The organism is Leptospirillum ferrooxidans C2-3 (assembly GCF_000284315.1).
Lineage (GTDB): Bacteria > Nitrospirota > Leptospirillia > Leptospirillales > Leptospirillaceae > Leptospirillum > Leptospirillum ferrooxidans.
Genome location: NC_017094.1, coordinates 2,514,338 through 2,530,978, shown reverse-complemented (window position 1 = coordinate 2,530,978; position 16,641 = coordinate 2,514,338). Strand labels below are relative to the sequence as shown.

Genomic DNA, 16,641 nt, shown 5'->3' with positions numbered 1-16,641 from the left:
TTGTGAATCAATCTCCTTCAGCAATGTCAATCCACTCCAATCCGGCAATCACAACACCCAATACGTAAATGTCCGGATCCGAGAGGCTCCAGAGCGGGTTCTTTTCGAGCGAGAGACCTCTTTTTCCATGAATGATCCTGTCAAAAGTCATCCTGTTTTGGGTGGAGAGGAGAACCCATTGCCCGACTTCTGTGGACTTTGAGGGATCGATCCAAACAAAATAGTCACTTGAGATCGCGGACTGCTTCTCGGTGGGAAATTGCGGGTTTCCCCCTTCATCCGTCCAGACCGAAAAAGTGGAAGCTCTGGTTTCGGGAGAAACGGACTGCTGACGTTTTTCAGAATTCATCAGATCTCCTCGCTGAAAGACATTCCTTAAAGAGAGATGCGTTTCTATTTCATTGATGCTGACAAGAGATGGGCTTTTCGCTCTCGCAGAATCTGGGACAGACGGTCAACTTTCTCCGGGGAGACATCCCGAACGGTCAGATGAGCCTCGTCATCCCCCGAAAAGCTGCATAGGGCAATCGTGAAGCAGTCGGTTCCACCGCGAATGATCTTGAGTGCGATATTTGAGTAATGGCAGTGAACGCCAACAAAAAGACAGACATCGATGGCGTTGTGCCAAATTGTGATATTGGGATGGTTCGGATTGATTTCCGATTCCGGGTTGATCTTGGGGTATTTGGGCCGATAGTCCGTCATCGGGATAATGTTCATGTTTCCTGCCTCGGCAAGCTTCCTGACGGCTTTGGCCATTTCCTGTGATTCCTTGCTCCAGTTCCAAATGACGAGAGGACCAGGAAAAAGGGTGGGATTCTTGGCTGCAAGTATTTTATCTGCCGCGATGATGAGAGCCTCTTCTTCGTTAAAAATGCTTCCCTGAACCAGAGACTCCCCTGGATCCGGAAGGATGACTCCCTCGATGGCAGCTGCTGGTGTCAGAAAAGAACTTTCACCGATGGGCATGTGATATCTGGACATAATCCCCTCCTTGTTGTCGCCAAATTGCTTGATGCTTCTGTTCATCTGAGTGTTCATTATAATGAACACTTGAATCTGTTGTCAAACAAGGCCACTGTTTGGGGAGGAAGAATGATTGAAGGGGATAATGATTAAGTATTATTGATTCATTTATTTTTTTATTTCTTGATCAATTCCGGAGTGTCCTGTGTCGGATATGTGTTTCTTTTAAAATACGAATGTGTCCGTTTTTATTATCAATTATTTTTGGAATAAAAATATGATCACATATTGAATTTTGCTTGCAGATCATCATGGGGCCATAACAGAGGCGACCTGAACCACATGATGCCGGTGAAAAGCGCATGTTTTGCGTGGAAATGTTCATTGGAAGGTTCTATTCCTTCAAAGATTCATAAAGAGGATTTTTGTCCATAAAAAGAGTGCTGGGGGAGTGGAATAACCGCCTATTTGTCTTCCGGGGATTGTCCATGATCAATTTTTTCTGTAACTTGAATCTGTTACCACTGATCATCTAGACTTCTTCCATGCAGAAAGTCAGTGAGAGAATCCGAAATCTTCGTTTGGAAAAAAAAATGACCCTGAGGGGGCTTGCGTTGGCCGCGGGCATTTCTCCCAGCGCCCTGTCCCAGATCGAGTCTTCACAGGTGTCTCCTTCCGTTGCCACCCTTGAAAAGATTACCGCGGCTCTTCATCTTCCCATCACCGTTCTTTTTGATGAACCGGATGAAGCGGGAGATCCGGTTCTGATGCCGGCACAGGACCGACGCCGTGTCTACAGCGCACCTTCACATGCCACTCTTGAGCCTCTGGCGAGAGGACTTTCCAAGAAAAAGATGCAGCCTTTCCTTTTAAGGCTTGATCCTGGGGGGGAGGTCGGAGATTATCCCTATTCGGGAAGCGAAGGTGAGGAGTTTGCCATTGTTCTGGAAGGGGAGATTCTTTTTGAACAGTCGAACAGGACCTATACCCTGAAGGACCTTGATGCGGTCTATTTTGACCCCACAAAGCCCCATAACTGGAAAAATACCGGAACAGGACCTGCCACGGTGCTTCTCGTTTCTTCCTCCTGAAAAACAACCAGAAGAAAAAGGGGTTTTGACCAAAAAGCCCACTAGCCCTTCCCGCTCCGAAGGGGGCCATTTTCCGGATGTTTCAGATGTTGTGCATCGGGGGTTGAGGACTGCCGCCCTTCCAGGGACCCAAACCAGCTGAGCCCCTGGGTTTGATCCGGCTGGTCAGCCATGTTGCAGGGTTTTCAGTCAGACGACGTCTTCTTCATCGTCGCTTTCCTTTCTCACCCAATATCTTGAAAATTCCTCAAGGTGGCAAAGGGTTGTCATGTCCTTCATCCGGTCGACAAAGAGCGTTCCCCGGAGATGGTCCGTCTCATGCTGCAAGATGACAGCCGGGAACCCTTCCCAGTCGAGAAGCATCTTTTTTCCATAACGGTCCAAAGCCTCAAGCTTTACTGCCCGGCTTCTGGTCACTTTTCCCCGAAGGTTGTCGACGGACAGGCATCCCTCCCATCCATACCGGGTCTCTTTAGACATATATTTGAAGACCGGATTGACGAGAACCAGAAGGCCGATGGAAGGGGCATCGGGATACCGCTCGTTTTCAATGGACTCCACAACGACGACCTGTTTCGAGACATGAACCTGGGGAGCGGCGAGCCCCAGACCGTCACCATCCCTCATTGTGTCGACAAGATCGTCGATAAAGCTCTGGAACGCGGGCGTTTCGATTTCTGCCAACGGAACCGCCTCGGCAATCTTTCGGAGGATAGGATTTCCCATACGGGCTATTTTCAAGAGGGCCATTAAAATTCGACTCCTTTCTGGGCCATGATCCCTTTTTCATAAGGGTGTTTGATGGCCTTCATCTCGGTCACCAGATCGGCCCGTTCAATCAATCGCGGATGGGCATTTCTTCCGGTCATGACAAGATGAAGGTCCGGAGGTTTTTCATCGATCAGGGCATCGACCTGTTCCATATCGATATAATGGTAACGCATGGCGATATTGATTTCATCGAGGATGACCATGTGGTATTTTCCGGAAAGAATCTCTTCCCTGACCCAGGCAAACGCCTTCTGGGCCACTTCCCGGTCCCGGACAGGGTCCTTGGTTTCCCAGGTAAATCCCTCACCCATCTGCCTGATGGTGAGAATCCCCTCGAATCGCTTGATGGCGTCAAGCTCCCCGTAATGCCAGGATCCCTTGATGAATTGGGCAATCAATACCGGCATTCCGTAACCCGCGGCCCGAAACGCCATTCCCAGGGCAGCGGTGGTTTTCCCTTTGCCGTCTCCCGTATGAACAATGACCAAACCTTTTTTGAGGGCTTCATCCGTCATAGGGTTTTCGACTTTGTCAGCCGGTCTCCTGTATGGATATTGTATTTTTTCTGATAGCCACGCGGGGTGACCATTTTTCCGGCGATGATCCTGGTCTGGGAGTTGCCCACGAGGATGGTGGTGAGCATGCCGATGGGGTGGGTGAGCATCTCCGAAAGGTTCGAGATGACAATGTTTTCCCCTTCCCTCATGGCACTTTTCACAATTCCAACCGGGGTATCATGATCCCGGACCTCCATCATGATTTCCCGGGCTTCCTCGATTTGACGAACCCGTTTTGATGATTTCGGGTTGTAGAGGGCGATGACAAAGTCCGCTTCAGCGGCGGCCCTGAGTCTTTTCCGGATCACTTCCCATGGGGTGAGGAGGTCGGAAAGGCTAATGGAGGCAAAATCATGCATCAGGGGAGCTCCCAGAATCGAAGCGCACGCCGAAAGGGCAGTGACGCCCGGTATGACCTCGACATCGATTTCGGTGCCGGTGTAACCCCGGTCGGCTAAAACCTCATAGGCCAGCCCGGCCATTCCATAGATCCCGACATCCCCGCTGGAGACGAGCGCTACGGTTTTTCCGGAAAAAGCAAGGTCAACCGCCTGGGAGGCACGTTCGATCTCCTCAGTCATCCCGGTCTGGATAATGGTCTTGTTCTGGATCAAAGGGCGGACAAGATCAATATAGGTGCGATAGCCAATGATGATCTCGGCATGCTCAATGGCCCATTTTGCCCGATGGGTCAGGTGTTCTTCCGATCCCGGCCCGAAGCCCACGAGGAGAAGGCTTCCCCGGGGGGATTCGGGGGTAAGGGGTGCGTTATTGGACATGATATGATCTTTTCCTTCCTGGAATGCATATGGAGTTTCCGTGGAGAATGATATGTTGGTGTTCCCTCTAAGGAGAAATCGGCATGGTGCGGACAGACTGCACACATGGGATATGATAAAGCCCGGGCGGGGCATACATCAACTGTCCCCCGATATGACCCCCAATCCTTTAATTTTCGGAGACAAACGTGTGGCAGGAGTTCTGGTTATCCTTTCTACCCCTTTTTGTAGCCATTGATCCACCAGGCATCCTTCCTCTGTTTATCGGGCTGACCGGAGAGCTGGAGGCGGGTCAACGAAAACAGATCGCAAGAACCGCGGTCCTCACCGCTTTCATGGCGAGTGTCCTTTTTGCCGTGGGTGGAAAAATCCTTCTGGATTTTCTGGGGCTTTCCATCTGGGACTTTTCAATCTCGGGGGGAATCCTCCTCCTGGTCCTGTCGATTTCCGATTTGCTGAAGAGCCAGAGTCAGGCGGCAGGATCTGCCCTGTCCTCCCCGCCGACGTTGCCAAAATCCTGGGGAGCGGTTCCCATGGGAATCCCACTGATCGCCGGTCCAGCGGTGCTCACCTCTTCTCTCATTCTTGCCAAGAGCCACGGAATCATTCTGGTTGTCGGGGCTCTTTTTTTCAATATGGCGATCCTGTACCCGCTTCTGTCCATGTCCGATGTGATCAATAAAAAGATCGGGGTGACCTCATCCGCGGTGGCGGGAAAGATTTTCTCCCTCCTCCTGGCGGCGATCGCCGTTCGACTCATCCACTTCGGGATCCTGGGACTGATCCGGACAACCCCCTGATCAGCTTTCGGACGTGGCTTCCCGGGCTTTCCATCTGGCGACGGCCATTGTGGCATTTTCCGATTTGACCTTCTCGATTGAAAGTTCTCCACTACCATCCGGAAAGGGCGCATGGAGACGGATTGCGAGAAGGGCAGCCGGTTCCGAGACTCCGGGCGTCCCGACATGAGACCGGACTACCTCCGATGGGTTGGGAGAATCGATTTGCGAGAGCTCTTCCCGGGTATAAATCTCCAGCGGACGATTGAAAAACCGGGCGGTCTCAAGGATCCCTTCCTCATCTTTTTTCAGGTCGATCGTGGCAAAACGGGCGATCGACGAAACGGACAGATTGGCTTTTTCCAGTGTCTGTTCAACAAGGGAAATGATTTCTTTGGCGGATGTTCCCCGATTGCAACCGATTCCGACGGCAAGGACCCTTGGGTGAATCGTGACATGAACCGGCAGGAGATCCGTCGGCGGGGCAGACGACGAAGAGATCACAATCGCGGCCCGGGCCAGTGGCATGGGATCCGGCCACTCCCCATGAAGAAGTATGTTGGGTTTGAGTGTTCCGGATAGCTGTGTGAACGGGATTTTTTCGGGGTTGAGCACCAAAACCCGGTCTCCGTCGACGATTGCGGAACTGACCCGTTTCAGGAGATCAAAAGGAGTGAGGTCGGCTCCGATCTCTTTTGCCATCATGTCAGGAGCGATGGTGTCCCTGACATCGGTCCCGGTGGTGATGACCGGTATGGCTCCCAGGATTTCTCCCGCTTCCCTCGCAAGAGCGTTGGCTCCTCCAAGGTGTCCTGAAAGGAGGCTGATGGCAAATCGGCCGGTGACGTCGATGACGACAATTCCCGGATCCTTTTTTTTATCCACGATCAGGGGGGCAATGGTTCTCACCACGATCCCAAGGGCCATGACAAGGATTATCCCGTCGTAGGAGTCGAAGAGCCCGGGCAGAAGATTCTTGACGACCCCGTCAAAAATGACTGCGCCTTCCGGCGCTTCGCCGGCATATCTCTCGGAGACGTAAAGTGTGGCATCAAGCCCCTTCAGGAGGGCGGCTGCTTTTTCAAGACCGGGTCGGGTGATGGTGATGATGGCGATTTTTTCTTTGGCAGTTGTCAGAACGGGTATGGATTCCATCAGGATTGTTCTCCGGCTATTTTTTAGGGGGTCTCGGGTTTCTTGGGTGAAAAGGAAATGATGACGACCGGATTCATGGCTTCGATCCTGTGAAGCCCCAGAATGGTTTTTCCTCTTCCTGTCTGGATCTGCCAGATTTCGGGAGAGATCCCCTTGTCCCGGGTCCAGTCGAGAACCTCGGAAATGTTTTCAAAGGTCGCAAGGTTGATGACCACTTTTCCGTCGGGGGGCAGGAGTTCTTGTGACAGGTCGAGAAGGTCTGCGAGCCTTCCTCCGGTTCCACCGATAAAAACCCTGTCCGGGCGGGGATCTCTGGGGAGTTTTTCAGGGGCCTTTCCATGGATCGTCCGGATGCGTTCCTCGAGTCCAAAGGTTGAAACATTTTTGATCAGGCAGTCAAAATCCTCCTGATCTTTTTCGATCGCGGTCACTGTGAGTGTCGGCACCAGGCGTGCGGCTTCAATTCCGACGGATCCGGAGCCCGCGCCGATATCCCACAGGTGCAGGCCGGGAGCGAGGTCCAGTCTGGAGAGGGAGAGAACCCGAATCTCCGTTTTGGTAATGAGTCCCTTTCTGGGAACCGTAAAATGAAAAGCTTCTTCTGGCAGGCCGAACAGGGTTTCCCGGCTCATGGGCGATCTCCTTTGATCCTTGTTTTGAGTGTTCAGTCGGAAGGATTGAGTGTCACGACGACGACATTGAGTGGGGCAAATGGTGTTTCGCGGAGCAAGTCCAATTTCTCGGGAGTGAATAGTCTGATGGTCTGGCCATCGAGTCCGATGTTTTCAAGGACGGTGAATTCGTTCAGCCTTTTTTTGAGAAAAGGATCCTTTTCGATCGCCAAAAGGACCTTACGGGGACCATCTGAGCCATCGGTATAGAAGGCCAGAAGATTGCCAAGCCCGGTATGGGGGATCTCCTCGGGGCTGTCCGGCCGATGGAAGGAAATCACTGTGGATTGTTCCCATGGAAGACCCAAAAGGGAAAAGGCTCTCTGGACGAGTGTCGGGGCGGGATAAAAAGCCAGGCTTTCCTTTCCGATTGCCCGGATGAGGGTCGATCCGATTCCATAATAGAGCGGGTCCCCGGAGGCCAGAATCACCGCGACCTCCGATGAGGATTGCTCCTGAAACGGACGGAGACGATCGATGATCGGCTCCATCTTCCCACGGATGGTGAGTCTTTCAATATCCGGAGGGAGTGGTCCGGTGAGCGTTTTCAACTGGCGGTCTCCACCGACGAGAAGAGAGCAGCGAGAGAAAAGTCCGGAAAATCGGAGATCTTCTGTCGAGAGCCCTTCCGGTTCCATTCCGATGACATGGATGCGGGCTTCCCGGTGAACGGGATTTTGGAGAGCCTCTTTTCCTAGCATGTTTTGTCTCCCTCATGGGAGAGGATGGTCCCATCGAAGTTGGTGAGGAGGACTTCGATGGGAAGCTCGTTCTTTACTGTTTTCTTCAATTGGCTGGTGACCCTTTTTCCCAGGAAGGAGAAAAAACCTGTGCATCCCGCCGACAAGGCGATTTCTCCGGCGTGTCTTGCGGTATTGGCGTGGGCGATCTCATTGCAGACAGCTTCCGGACACCCTGCCTCCCGGGCGACGGAGGAGAGAAATTCAAGATCCACCGATGAGCCTGCCGCATGCGTTTGGGTGACGCCTGCCGCCAGCTTGGAAAATTTCCCGAGAAAACCCGCCATGATCACCCGTCCCACCTTTTTCTTGACCGCCTCCCGAAGGGAGAATCCCGTGAAATCCCCGATCTGGATGAAGGCCTCTTCCGGGAGGTCCGAGCGGATCTTCTGGGCAAATTTTTCACTTTGCCCGCCCGTTGTAAACACAAGTGTAGAGATGTCCCGGGCCAGGGCGACATCGATCGCCTGGGAGATGCTGGCCCTGTAAGCGGATGTGCTGAAAGGAACGACTATGCCTTTTGTTCCCAGTATGGAAAGGCCGCCCAGTATCCCCAACCGTCCGTTCAGTGTCTTTTCTGCGAGAACTTCTCCATTGGGAATGGAGATGGTGACATCCATTCCCGGATCGCTCCATCCGTAATGTTTTGAGGTCCAGGCCTTCAGATCGTCCTGCCGCAGAAGAAACTCGTTTTTGATCATCTCTCTGGGAACAGGATTGATGGCGGGATCTCCGACAGCGAGGCCCAGTCCCGGCTTGGTGACGGTTCCAACCCCTTCTCCCGCAAAAAAGCGCACGCCGGGGACGCACGTGATCCGGACGGAAGTGATGATGGAGGCTCCATGGGTGACATCGGGATCATCGCCGGCATCCTTGACGATGGTTGCCGTTGCGCTGGGACGATCCTTGTCGGAATGGAGGTCCAGGCAAAAATCGGCGAGAGGAAAAACGGCTTTTCTGCCAATGGGAAGCCTGACAGCGATCTCTTGGGGGGGGGCTCCTTCCAGAAAGGCCACCAGACAGGCCGCCACACCGGCCTGGGAGCATGCGCCGGTGGAAAATCCTGTTCTTTGTCCTTTTGGTTTTTCCTTGTTTTCCACTTTGTCAGGGCTATCCCGGTGTTCTGTTTGGACGCAGGAACCGTCCATGGGTTTTGAAAGAAGGGAGGTCATCGGTTTGGTTCAGATCACTTATCCTAGAACGCCATAGCCTCCTTCTTCAAGTCTTGGGACTATTGTGAGGTTGGGGGAGGAGATTGTCGGGAATCGGAAGGGATGAAAACCCGGCTTCCCAAAGGGGGGTCTCACCAAAGGTCCAAATGGCGGAAATCTCTTTCATCTTCTGCCGGTGGTCCGGGGTCAGTCTCGTCAGGAGGGTGTTGAAGGACTCTCCATGGTTGGGATGAAGCATGTGGCACAGTTCATGAACAATCACCAGATCCAGAATCTCTTCGGTCATCTGTGCCAGCCTGAGCGACAGGGACATGACCCCATGACGGTTCATCGATCCCCATTGCCTTTTTGTATTCCGGATCACAACTTTTTTGGGGTAAAGATTAAGTTGCTGTGAGCGATGTTTCAGGATTCCGGAAGTTCTCCGGATCATTTCCGAAAGAAAAAACTCCCTGATGGCCAAAGCCGCTTCATGATCGGAAAGATCTCCGGGGCTTTGGACCGTAATGGTCTGGTCAGGGTTTGTGAAAACCCTTTTTCCGTCCGGTCCGGGATGGTTTTTCTCGATGATGATCCTGTGGAAGATTCCGTCAAAAAGAATCAGTGACTCATGATTCTTTCCGGAATGTTCAGGATGGTTGGCATGGGAATGAAGGATTCCCTGTCGGAATCTCTGGAATCGCGCGTTGATCCATCTCCTGTGGCGATAGAGGATTTCCCGGATCTTTTCTTCGGATGTTCCACGTGGAACTTTCAGATGGAGGGCCCAGCCCACCCCTTTCGGAACGGGCTGAAAAGAAAGTCCATATCGTGTGGGCGAGCGATGGGCCGATATCTCGACCTCAAGATCATTCGGGAGAAATCCTGAGCTCTCCAATTGTTTGTCGGTGGTGTTCGACCTGATCAATTTTAGGACCCATTCTTCAGAAATCCGGGGTGGCTATTCAAAATCGTCCATGTTTTCGGGAAATTCCTGTTGATTATTGACCAGGCGGGATTCTCATATCAACGACCATATAAGACAGGGAAAGGCAGAGGATGACCCCGAGTCCGATTCCGGTATCAAGGATGGGAGTTCCGAGCGGGAGCGACGGGAAAAGGGTTGAAGACAGAATATAAAGACCGACGAAAAGGCTTAAGGAGACAACGGTCCATCCCATTGTCCGGGAAATACGGACGCCTTGCCGGTCCGCCCGGGAAATCAGACGGGCGATCCACAATCCGTTTGTTCCATCGGACAAGACCATACCGATGATAAAGGCCAGCCCGACCAAAAGGGTTTCCCTTATTCCCCCCAACCCGGAGGCGGCCCAGGAGAAAACCAGAGTCTGGGAGATCGTATCGAATGAGACGGCGAACATCATTCCCAAAAGAAGAATGAACAGCGGACGTTCGAGAGGAACGTATCGGAGAAGAAATCGCGATCGGAGACCTGCCGGGACGAAAGGCTTTGACGAATCCGAACGGACCAGTGCCATGGTGTTCATCCCGGCCATACCCAGAAGAAAAGTTGCGGAAAACAGTCCTCCGAAAAGAATCAGTCCTGTCGGGGTTTTCCAGTGGAGGGAGAGAGCCGGGACAGTAAGGCCGATCCCCATGACGACAATCCCGTGTCCCAGGGAGAAGTACAGGCCTGCCCACCGGACAAGCCGGTGTTTGCGGCTCGCCTGAAAGCGCAAGATGGCATCGATCGCTGTGAGATGGTCAGGATCCAGACCATGTCGGAAACCCATGATCAGAGCCATCATGATGAGGACGATGGAGCCCTGGTGAATTGTTCCTGACGAAGATAACAACCCTGTTTCAAGTGACATCGGAATTCCTTTCTCAGCAGATCCGTGGAAGGGGATCTCCCCGCAGCCAGTCCACCATCCGGGTGCCTCCCATGGGAGTGGTCATACGAACCTGACCGCTCCGACCGTTTGGGGCTTCTCCCGTGACATGACCCAAAATAACCGAGTTCCGGCCCAATGGATGATTCTTCATGGTCAAAAGAAGCCTGTCGGCATCCTGTTTCCTGCATACCGCCAGAAGTTTCCCTTCGTTTGCGAGATACAGGGGATCGAGCCCCAGGAGCTCGCAGATTCCCCGAACCTCCTCTCGGACAGGGAGTCGTTCTTCGTCGATCAAAAGGTCGACTCCGGCCGTCTGGGCCCATTCATTGAGAGAAGTGGCAACACCTCCCCTCGTCGGATCCCTCAGACAGACAAGTCCGGGAGCGGATTCGAGCATGCAGGCCACCAGGCCATGGAGTGATGCTGAATCCGAAAGAAGCGATGTGGAGAGCCCCCAATTTTCTCTGGCGGCGAGAACAGCGCTGCCGTGATCACCGATGGATCCCGAGAGCAGAATCGTGTCTCCCGGTCGGATCTTCGAGGGGTCCAGATAAACTCCTTCCGGGATTCGGCCGATTCCTGAGGTATTGATGTAGATGCCATCTCCGCCTTTTCCTTTCTCGACAACCTTGGTGTCGCCGGTCACGAGTGCGACACCTGCCTCCTTTGCGGCAAGGGCCATGCTGTTTGTGATGGTGGCGAGGTCCTTTATCGGAAAGCCTTCCTCAAGAATGAAGGCCGCGGTCAGGTACAACGGAACGGCTCCTCCCATGGAGAGATCGTTGACCGTCCCGTGAACCGCAAGAGATCCAATATCTCCTCCCGGGAAGAAATAGGGAGTAATGACATAGGAGTCGGTCGTCATGGTCCAGGGCCCGCCCTCCAACAAAATCCTGGCCTGATCTCCAAGCGGCCTGAGCCACTGATTGTCGAAGGCCGGAAGGAAAATCTCGTCGACAAGCTGCGCCGAGGCTCTTCCTCCGCTTCCGTGAACCATCTCGATGAGCCCCTTTTCCCGGTCGATAGGAGCTCCGTGGTGGCGCCTTCCGGAAGAGGCGCTCAATGGAGGATCTCCCCGGCATTTTTGGCAACAGTCCCGGATCCATAGTGATAGGCCGCGGCGCAGGCTCCTTCGGCGCTGACCATGCATGAACCGACAGGTGTGTCCGGGGTGCAGAGAGTTCCAAAGATCCGGCAGTCCCGAGGGCGTTTCAGCCCTTTGAGGATCTCTCCGCACTCACAGGCTTTCGGATCGGAGATCGCAGTGATGGTGATATCAAATTGGCAAAGCGCATCGTGGGCTGAATATTCCGGGCGTATTTCCAGAGAACTCTCGCCAAGGATGCCAAGTCCCCGCCATTCGAAAGAGGAAGCCGTCTGAAAGACCTCCCCGACCAGCTTCTGGGCCAGTGGATTTCCCTTGGGAGTGACCGCCCGGCGGTATTCGTTTTCCACAATGGCCTGATGGCCGGAAATCTGATTTGCAAGCATTTTTAATGCGAGAAGAATATCCAGCGGTTCGAATCCGGCGATAACGACAGGGATGTGGAATTCGTCGGCGACAAAAGAATATGCATCTGACCCGATGACGGTGCTGACGTGGGATGGTCCGATAATGCCGTCGAGCTCGGCTCCTGATTTCTGGTTCGACAAGATGGCCCGCATGGCCGGAGGCGTCATGACATGATTGGCGAACACGAAAAAGTTTCCAAGACCGGATTGTCGCGCTTCAATGAGCACTGCGGCTGTTGGAGGAGTCGTCGTTTCAAAGCCGATGGCAAAAAAGACGACTTTTCTTTCCGGGTATTTCCGGGCCAGAGCGAGAGCTTCAACGGCCGAATAGATGATCCGGACATCGGCCCCCCGGGATCTGGCCTTCATGAGCGTCATGCCGGCCGATCCCGGGACACGGAGGACATCTCCGTAAGTGACGAGGATCACTTCCGGTCGAAGGGCGAGGTCAATGGCGGCATCGATGCGTCCCATGGGAAGAATGCAAACCGGGCAGCCAGGTCCGTGGATCATGCGGATCTTTTCGGGCAGAAGATCCAGAAGACCAAAACGATAGAAGGCATGGGTGTGTCCACCGCAGAATTCCATCAGCCGTATCGGACGGGTCACGGCTTTCTTCAGGTGTGCGATAAGGGAGAGCCCTGTCGGAGGATCCCGAAACTCTTCAATGAACCGGAGGGAGGCCTTCATGAAGCCGTTCCGGTTTCTGGCCAATCCTTCATCAATTCCAGCGTTTCAAGAGCTTCTCCGCTGTCGATTTTGCCCAGGGCAAATCCCACATGAACAATGAGATAATCCCCGATATCCACCGAATCAAGAAGAATGGTCGAAACCTCCTGCTCGATCCCTCCAAGACTCACCCGGACCCGGGACTCGTCCAGTTTTTCCGTTACGCATGCCGGAATGGCAAGACACATTCGATTCTCCTTTCAATCTTTTTGATCCGGATATCTGTCAGGATCCTGCTCAATGCGACCCACGCCTGCCCCAAAGACAGACCTCCGTCATTTGTCGGAACCCGGAGCGGTCTGTAAACGGAAAATCCCGATTGTCCCAAAAGAGCCGATACCCGCCGGGAGAGAAGGGTATTTTGGAAAACCCCCCCGGAAAGGACGATTGAACGTATTCCGGTCCGTTCTCTCCCCCAAACCGCAAAGTCCCGAACTCCGAGTGAGAGTGTCTCATGAAAGAGTGCCGCGCCCTTTTCCTTTTTTCTCTCCATCCGTAGTTTTTCAAGGAGGGGAAGAAAGTCAAGAATTCCCTGACCGTCCGCTTCACTGATCACATATCCGTTCCCTGTCTCCTGGTTCTGGCCTCTGAAAGATCGTGCCCATACCTCAAGCTCCATGGCTCCTTGTCCTTCATGGTCCAGCTGCTCTTTTCCCCCAAGAAGTGCGTATGCCGCGTCAAAGAGCCGTCCGGCGCTCGATGTCTTGGGGAAAAAGGTCTGCCCGGCGCTTTTGAGGTGATTTGCAAGATCATGCGCCTGGGGGTGGGAGAAGATTTTTTCGGCATCTTCCCCCCGACCAAGGGCGCAAAGTGCGGAGACCCCCATGCGCCAGGGTTCGCGGGGAACCCTGTCTCCTCCCGGAAGGAACAGGGTCCTGAAGTGACCCAGACGGAAGGCGTCCGTTTGGTCAACCCGAAGAAGCTCCCCTCCCCAGGGGGTTTGATCGACTCCCATTCCAAATCCGTCCAGGGCTATTCCAAGAACAGGTCCTTTGAGACCCCGATCGGCCATCACCGATGCGATGTGTGCGTGATGGTGGCCGACGGGGATCACCGGAACTCCCCACTCCTGCCCCCATTCAAAAGCCATCCTGGTCGTGTAAAAATCCGGATGGAGATCGCAGGCGAGGGCGGTCGGAGTCGCACCTTGTGCGTGAAGGAAAGTACGGACAGAAGAGCGGTATTCCTCTCTGGATCTCTCCCCGTCCAGATCGCCCATATGGGGAAAAACAAGAGCCTTTCCCTCCCTGATCTGGCATGGGGCGGTTTTCATCTGTCCTCCCAGTGCGAGAACGAAGGGTTCTGGAGAGTCTGTTCTTGGGGAGGAAGATCTTTTCTTCCCGACGGGGAAGGCTTGTGGGACCCAGCCCCGGGCTCGTCTGAGAAGAATCCGGTTGTTTCCATCCGCGCAGATCAGGCTGTCGTCTTGACGATGGTGAATGATCCGGTCATGTATGAGAAATCCATCGATCTTGCCTGCGAAGATCTTCAGGACCTCTTTTTCTGCGAGAGCGATCGGCTCTCCCTCGGCGTTGGCGCTAGTCATGACCAGCGCCAGCGGTTCCCTCGAGTCCGGAAGGTGAAAGGACCCTTTTCCGAAGAGAAGGTGCTGGATTGGAGTGCAGGGGAGAAAAACCCCTATTCGGTCAAGATCCGGAGCGATCAGATCATACGGAAGAGGGCCATTTTTTTTGATCGGAAGCAGGACGATCGGTCTCTCGGGGGAAAGAAGCGCTTTTTTGGCAAGGATCCCCATATGGGCAAGCATGGATGCTGTCCATAGATCTCCCGTCATGACAGCCAGCGGTTTATTCGGGCGGTTTTTCAGGTTGCGGATTCGGGTTACGGTCTCCCGGTTCCTGGCATCCCCAGCCAGGTGATACCCCCCGATACCCTTGATCGCGATCACCTCTCCCTTCAGAAGTGCCTGGAGGACATTTTGTACCGGGTCTCCACCGGAAACCGGATTTCCCTCTCCGTCAAGAAAGTGTGTTTTCGGTCCGCACATTGGGCATCCGATGGTCTGGGCATGAAAACGGCGGTTTCCGGGGTCTTCAAATTCTTTTTGGCATTGAATGCAGAGGGGAAATCTCTCGAGAGTCGTCCGGACACGATCGAACGGGGGTTTGATGGCGATTGAAAATCGGGGGCCGCATCTGGTGCATGAAATTAGAGGATATTGATACCGGCGGTTTTTCGGTTCGAACAGTTCGGTAAGGCAATCCGGGCAGGTGGCAGTATCCGGAAGAAGGGAATCAAAGCTGGTCCCACGAGTGTTTTCGTCAAACGCCGGAGAGATCCGGATCAAAAAACTCGACTCTTCCGGGCAAGCTGCCACATTTTCCCGTCGGAGGCTGTCAATGCGGGAAACGGACGGTTTTTGGAGCTCAAGCTGTAACGAGAACTCTGAAAGCGCTTTCCTATCGCCCTGAACCTCGATCGTCACCCCACGGGAATCATTTAAAATGAATCCTGTCAGCCCGAGGGAGCTGGCAAGACTAAAAACAAATGGACGAAAGCCCACTCCCTGAACCTGTCCGGAAATAACCAGACGAACCCTTTCGGAGGAGCAAAATGGCTGTCCGGATTTCGGAAGAAATGGATCTCCTATCCTGTGAGGAGTTTGGTGGAGGGCCGTCGGGTCCACTATGCGTCCGTTCTCATAACGGGATCGCACACCCGTTTTTCGAGAGAAAAGATCCATTCGATCCATTTCTCCAGACCGGCTCCCGATTTGGCGGACACCTCGAGGATCGTTGCCTCGGGATTGATCGCCCGGATGTAGTTCAGCGCCATCTCCCGATCGAAGTCGAGATGAGGAAGGAGGTCGGTCTTTGTCATGAGGACGAGATCGGCCAGCTGGAACATCTGGGGATACTTGATGGGCTTGTCCTCTCCTTCGGTGACGGAGAAAAGGACAACCCTGGCCGACTCTCCCAGATCAAAAAGAGCGGGACAGACGAGATTGCCGATATTTTCGATGAAGAGAACCAGCCCGGGAGAAAGAGGAAGATCCCGGGAGGCGTGACCGATCTGATGGGCGTCGAGGTGGCACCCTTTTCCCGTGTTGATCTGGATTGCCGGAATTCCCAGCTGTCTGATTCGGTCGCTATCCCTGCTTGTTGCTTGGTCTCCCTCGATGACGGCCAGTGGGAAGGACTGACTTCCTGCCCGGGACCGTCTCTCGAGTGCCAGAACGGTCTGTTCTATGAGGGTTGTTTTTCCGGTTCCGGGGCTCGAGAGAATATTTAGAGGCAGAATTCTTTTTTCCTGGAAGAAACGCCGGTTTTCAGCAGCCAGCCGGTTGTTGGCGGCGAGAACGTCCTGTTCCAGGCTGATGCGACGGGTTGTGGAGTGGAGATTGGAAGAAGTGGAGTGATTTCGATGATCATGGCTATGGCCATCATGTTCATGGGAATGGCTCTCATTGGATGAGGTGCAGCCGCAATCGATACACATAAAGCCCCCTTGTGTCTTCAGCAACACATGATCTGATCAGCCAGTACTATGGGTGCGAATGCACCCGGTGAACGCATTTTTACAGGACCACAAGTTCCACGACCATGAATTCCATTCCACCGGTTGGTGTGACAGCGCTTTTTCCGCAATACGGACAGCTTCGGAAGGGATCCCTGAGCGGAACGGTCCGTTCGCAGGTGAAGCACCAGCCTGATCCGGGGGGTTCGATGATATCCATTTTCGCCCCTTCTGCGAGGGTCCCTTTCGTGGCAAACTCAAAGCCCTGGCGGAGGGCCGGAATCGATACCCCGGACAGTTCTCCCACTTTCAGAACGATCTTCTGAACCCGGCTGAAGGCGTCGAGTAAGGCCCGCTCCTCCAATAGCTCTAGAAGGCTTGTTGCAAGTGATAGTTCATGCATTTTT

The 16,641-nt window shown here is 53.7% G+C and carries 19 protein-coding genes; 2 read left to right on the top strand and 17 right to left on the bottom strand.

Going from position 1 to position 16,641, the window contains the following annotated elements; all coding sequences use genetic code 11:
* Positions 1–7: 7 nt before the first annotated feature.
* Both LFE_RS12615 and LFE_RS12610 read right to left on the bottom strand, forming a co-directional pair.
* Positions 8–349 carry a hypothetical protein gene (locus LFE_RS12615; protein WP_014450607.1) on the bottom strand — a complete coding sequence of 114 codons (342 nt, stop codon included), beginning with the start codon at positions 347–349 and terminating at the stop codon, positions 8–10.
* 44 nt (positions 350–393) lie between these two features.
* Complete coding sequence (locus tag LFE_RS12610) at positions 394–984, bottom strand: carbon monoxide dehydrogenase beta subunit family protein (protein ID WP_014450606.1); 591 nt, start codon at positions 982–984, stop codon at positions 394–396.
* A gap of 527 nt (positions 985–1,511) precedes the next feature.
* Between LFE_RS12610 and LFE_RS12605 the strand changes: the two genes are divergently transcribed.
* The gene (locus LFE_RS12605) at positions 1,512–2,057 is read left to right on the top strand and encodes a helix-turn-helix domain-containing protein (protein WP_041774512.1); all 546 of its coding nucleotides are present in this window, start codon (positions 1,512–1,514) and stop codon (positions 2,055–2,057) included.
* A gap of 189 nt (positions 2,058–2,246) precedes the next feature.
* Here the strand turns inward: LFE_RS12605 and def are convergent, their stop codons facing one another.
* The 3 genes from def to cobJ are packed head-to-tail and all read right to left on the bottom strand — an operon-like array spanning position 2,247 to position 4,164.
* Entirely contained in the window at positions 2,247–2,807 is a 561-nt protein-coding gene (gene def, locus LFE_RS12600) for a peptide deformylase (RefSeq protein WP_014450604.1), read from the bottom strand.
* On the bottom strand, positions 2,807–3,343 hold the full coding sequence (gene cobO / locus LFE_RS12595) for a cob(I)yrinic acid a,c-diamide adenosyltransferase (protein WP_014450603.1): 537 nt from the start codon (positions 3,341–3,343) through the stop codon (positions 2,807–2,809). Before cobO ends, def begins: the two co-directional genes overlap by 1 nt.
* Positions 3,340–4,164 carry a precorrin-3B C(17)-methyltransferase gene (cobJ, locus tag LFE_RS12590; RefSeq protein ID WP_014450602.1) on the bottom strand — a complete coding sequence of 275 codons (825 nt, stop codon included), beginning with the start codon at positions 4,162–4,164 and terminating at the stop codon, positions 3,340–3,342. Before cobJ ends, cobO begins: the two co-directional genes overlap by 4 nt.
* 188 nt (positions 4,165–4,352) lie before the next feature.
* Between cobJ and LFE_RS12585 the strand changes: the two genes are divergently transcribed.
* Positions 4,353–4,964, top strand: coding sequence for a MarC family protein (locus tag LFE_RS12585; protein ID WP_014450601.1), 612 nt, complete (start codon positions 4,353–4,355; stop codon positions 4,962–4,964).
* Here the strand turns inward: LFE_RS12585 and LFE_RS12580 are convergent, their stop codons facing one another.
* The 12 genes from LFE_RS12580 to LFE_RS12525 form a co-directional block, all read right to left on the bottom strand.
* Positions 4,965–6,098: a cobalt-precorrin 5A hydrolase gene (locus LFE_RS12580; RefSeq protein ID WP_014450600.1), complete on the bottom strand. Its 1,134-nt coding sequence runs from the start codon at positions 6,096–6,098 to the stop codon at positions 4,965–4,967.
* Between the two features lie 23 nt (positions 6,099–6,121).
* Positions 6,122–6,730 carry a precorrin-6Y C5,15-methyltransferase (decarboxylating) subunit CbiT gene (cbiT, locus tag LFE_RS12575; protein WP_014450599.1) on the bottom strand — a complete coding sequence of 203 codons (609 nt, stop codon included), beginning with the start codon at positions 6,728–6,730 and terminating at the stop codon, positions 6,122–6,124.
* Between the two features lie 32 nt (positions 6,731–6,762).
* Complete coding sequence (locus LFE_RS12570) at positions 6,763–7,470, bottom strand: SAM-dependent methyltransferase (RefSeq protein WP_014450598.1); 708 nt, start codon at positions 7,468–7,470, stop codon at positions 6,763–6,765.
* Entirely contained in the window at positions 7,464–8,609 is a 1,146-nt protein-coding gene (locus tag LFE_RS12565) for a cobalt-precorrin-5B (C(1))-methyltransferase (RefSeq protein WP_232502532.1), read from the bottom strand. The genes LFE_RS12570 and LFE_RS12565 overlap by 7 nt, the downstream gene beginning before the upstream one ends.
* A 118-nt stretch (positions 8,610–8,727) precedes the next feature.
* A complete protein-coding gene (locus tag LFE_RS13385) occupies positions 8,728–9,588 on the bottom strand; it encodes a M48 family metallopeptidase (RefSeq protein ID WP_014450596.1) in 861 nt (286 codons plus the stop codon).
* Between the two features lie 73 nt (positions 9,589–9,661).
* Entirely contained in the window at positions 9,662–10,495 is an 834-nt protein-coding gene (locus LFE_RS12555) for a HoxN/HupN/NixA family nickel/cobalt transporter (protein WP_014450595.1), read from the bottom strand.
* Between the two features lie 13 nt (positions 10,496–10,508).
* Positions 10,509–11,579: a hydrogenase expression/formation protein HypE gene (gene hypE / locus LFE_RS12550; protein ID WP_014450594.1), complete on the bottom strand. Its 1,071-nt coding sequence runs from the start codon at positions 11,577–11,579 to the stop codon at positions 10,509–10,511.
* Positions 11,576–12,718 carry a hydrogenase formation protein HypD gene (gene hypD, locus LFE_RS12545; RefSeq protein WP_014450593.1) on the bottom strand — a complete coding sequence of 381 codons (1,143 nt, stop codon included), beginning with the start codon at positions 12,716–12,718 and terminating at the stop codon, positions 11,576–11,578. Before hypD ends, hypE begins: the two co-directional genes overlap by 4 nt.
* The gene (locus LFE_RS12540; RefSeq protein ID WP_014450592.1) at positions 12,715–12,945 is read right to left on the bottom strand and encodes a HypC/HybG/HupF family hydrogenase formation chaperone; all 231 of its coding nucleotides are present in this window, start codon (positions 12,943–12,945) and stop codon (positions 12,715–12,717) included. Before LFE_RS12540 ends, hypD begins: the two co-directional genes overlap by 4 nt.
* Entirely contained in the window at positions 12,918–15,461 is a 2,544-nt protein-coding gene (gene hypF / locus LFE_RS12535; protein WP_158310280.1) for a carbamoyltransferase HypF, read from the bottom strand. The genes LFE_RS12540 and hypF overlap by 28 nt, the downstream gene beginning before the upstream one ends.
* Positions 15,404–16,216, bottom strand: coding sequence for a hydrogenase nickel incorporation protein HypB (gene hypB / locus LFE_RS12530; RefSeq protein ID WP_014450589.1), 813 nt, complete (start codon positions 16,214–16,216; stop codon positions 15,404–15,406). Before hypB ends, hypF begins: the two co-directional genes overlap by 58 nt.
* Positions 16,217–16,295: 79 nt before the next feature.
* Positions 16,296–16,637 (bottom strand): hydrogenase maturation nickel metallochaperone HypA, encoded by a 342-nt coding sequence (locus LFE_RS12525; protein WP_014450588.1) that lies wholly within the window; start codon positions 16,635–16,637, stop codon positions 16,296–16,298.
* Positions 16,638–16,641: the final 4 nt, after the last annotated feature.

Excerpts from the sequence above, each read along its gene's own strand:
- LFE_RS12615 (WP_014450607.1), bottom strand. The coding sequence starts at position 349 with ATGAATTCTGAAAAACGTCAGCAGTCCGTTTCTCCCGAAACCAGAGCT.
- LFE_RS12610 (WP_014450606.1), bottom strand. The coding sequence starts at position 984 with ATGTCCAGATATCACATGCCCATCGGTGAAAGTTCTTTTCTGACACCA.
- LFE_RS12605 (WP_041774512.1), top strand. The coding sequence starts at position 1,512 with ATGCAGAAAGTCAGTGAGAGAATCCGAAATCTTCGTTTGGAAAAAAAA.
- def (WP_014450604.1), bottom strand. The coding sequence starts at position 2,807 with ATGGCCCTCTTGAAAATAGCCCGTATGGGAAATCCTATCCTCCGAAAG.
- cobO (WP_014450603.1), bottom strand. The coding sequence starts at position 3,343 with ATGACGGATGAAGCCCTCAAAAAAGGTTTGGTCATTGTTCATACGGGA.
- cobJ (WP_014450602.1), bottom strand. The coding sequence starts at position 4,164 with ATGTCCAATAACGCACCCCTTACCCCCGAATCCCCCCGGGGAAGCCTT.
- LFE_RS12580 (WP_014450600.1), bottom strand. The coding sequence starts at position 6,098 with ATGGAATCCATACCCGTTCTGACAACTGCCAAAGAAAAAATCGCCATC.
- cbiT (WP_014450599.1), bottom strand. The coding sequence starts at position 6,730 with ATGAGCCGGGAAACCCTGTTCGGCCTGCCAGAAGAAGCTTTTCATTTT.
- LFE_RS12570 (WP_014450598.1), bottom strand. The coding sequence starts at position 7,470 with ATGCTAGGAAAAGAGGCTCTCCAAAATCCCGTTCACCGGGAAGCCCGC.
- LFE_RS12555 (WP_014450595.1), bottom strand. The coding sequence starts at position 10,495 with ATGTCACTTGAAACAGGGTTGTTATCTTCGTCAGGAACAATTCACCAG.
- hypD (WP_014450593.1), bottom strand. The coding sequence starts at position 12,718 with ATGAAGGCCTCCCTCCGGTTCATTGAAGAGTTTCGGGATCCTCCGACA.
- LFE_RS12540 (WP_014450592.1), bottom strand. The coding sequence starts at position 12,945 with ATGTGTCTTGCCATTCCGGCATGCGTAACGGAAAAACTGGACGAGTCC.
- hypF (WP_158310280.1), bottom strand. The coding sequence starts at position 15,461 with ATGGATCTTTTCTCTCGAAAAACGGGTGTGCGATCCCGTTATGAGAAC.
- hypB (WP_014450589.1), bottom strand. The coding sequence starts at position 16,216 with ATGTGTATCGATTGCGGCTGCACCTCATCCAATGAGAGCCATTCCCAT.
- LFE_RS12525 (WP_014450588.1), bottom strand. The coding sequence starts at position 16,637 with ATGCATGAACTATCACTTGCAACAAGCCTTCTAGAGCTATTGGAGGAG.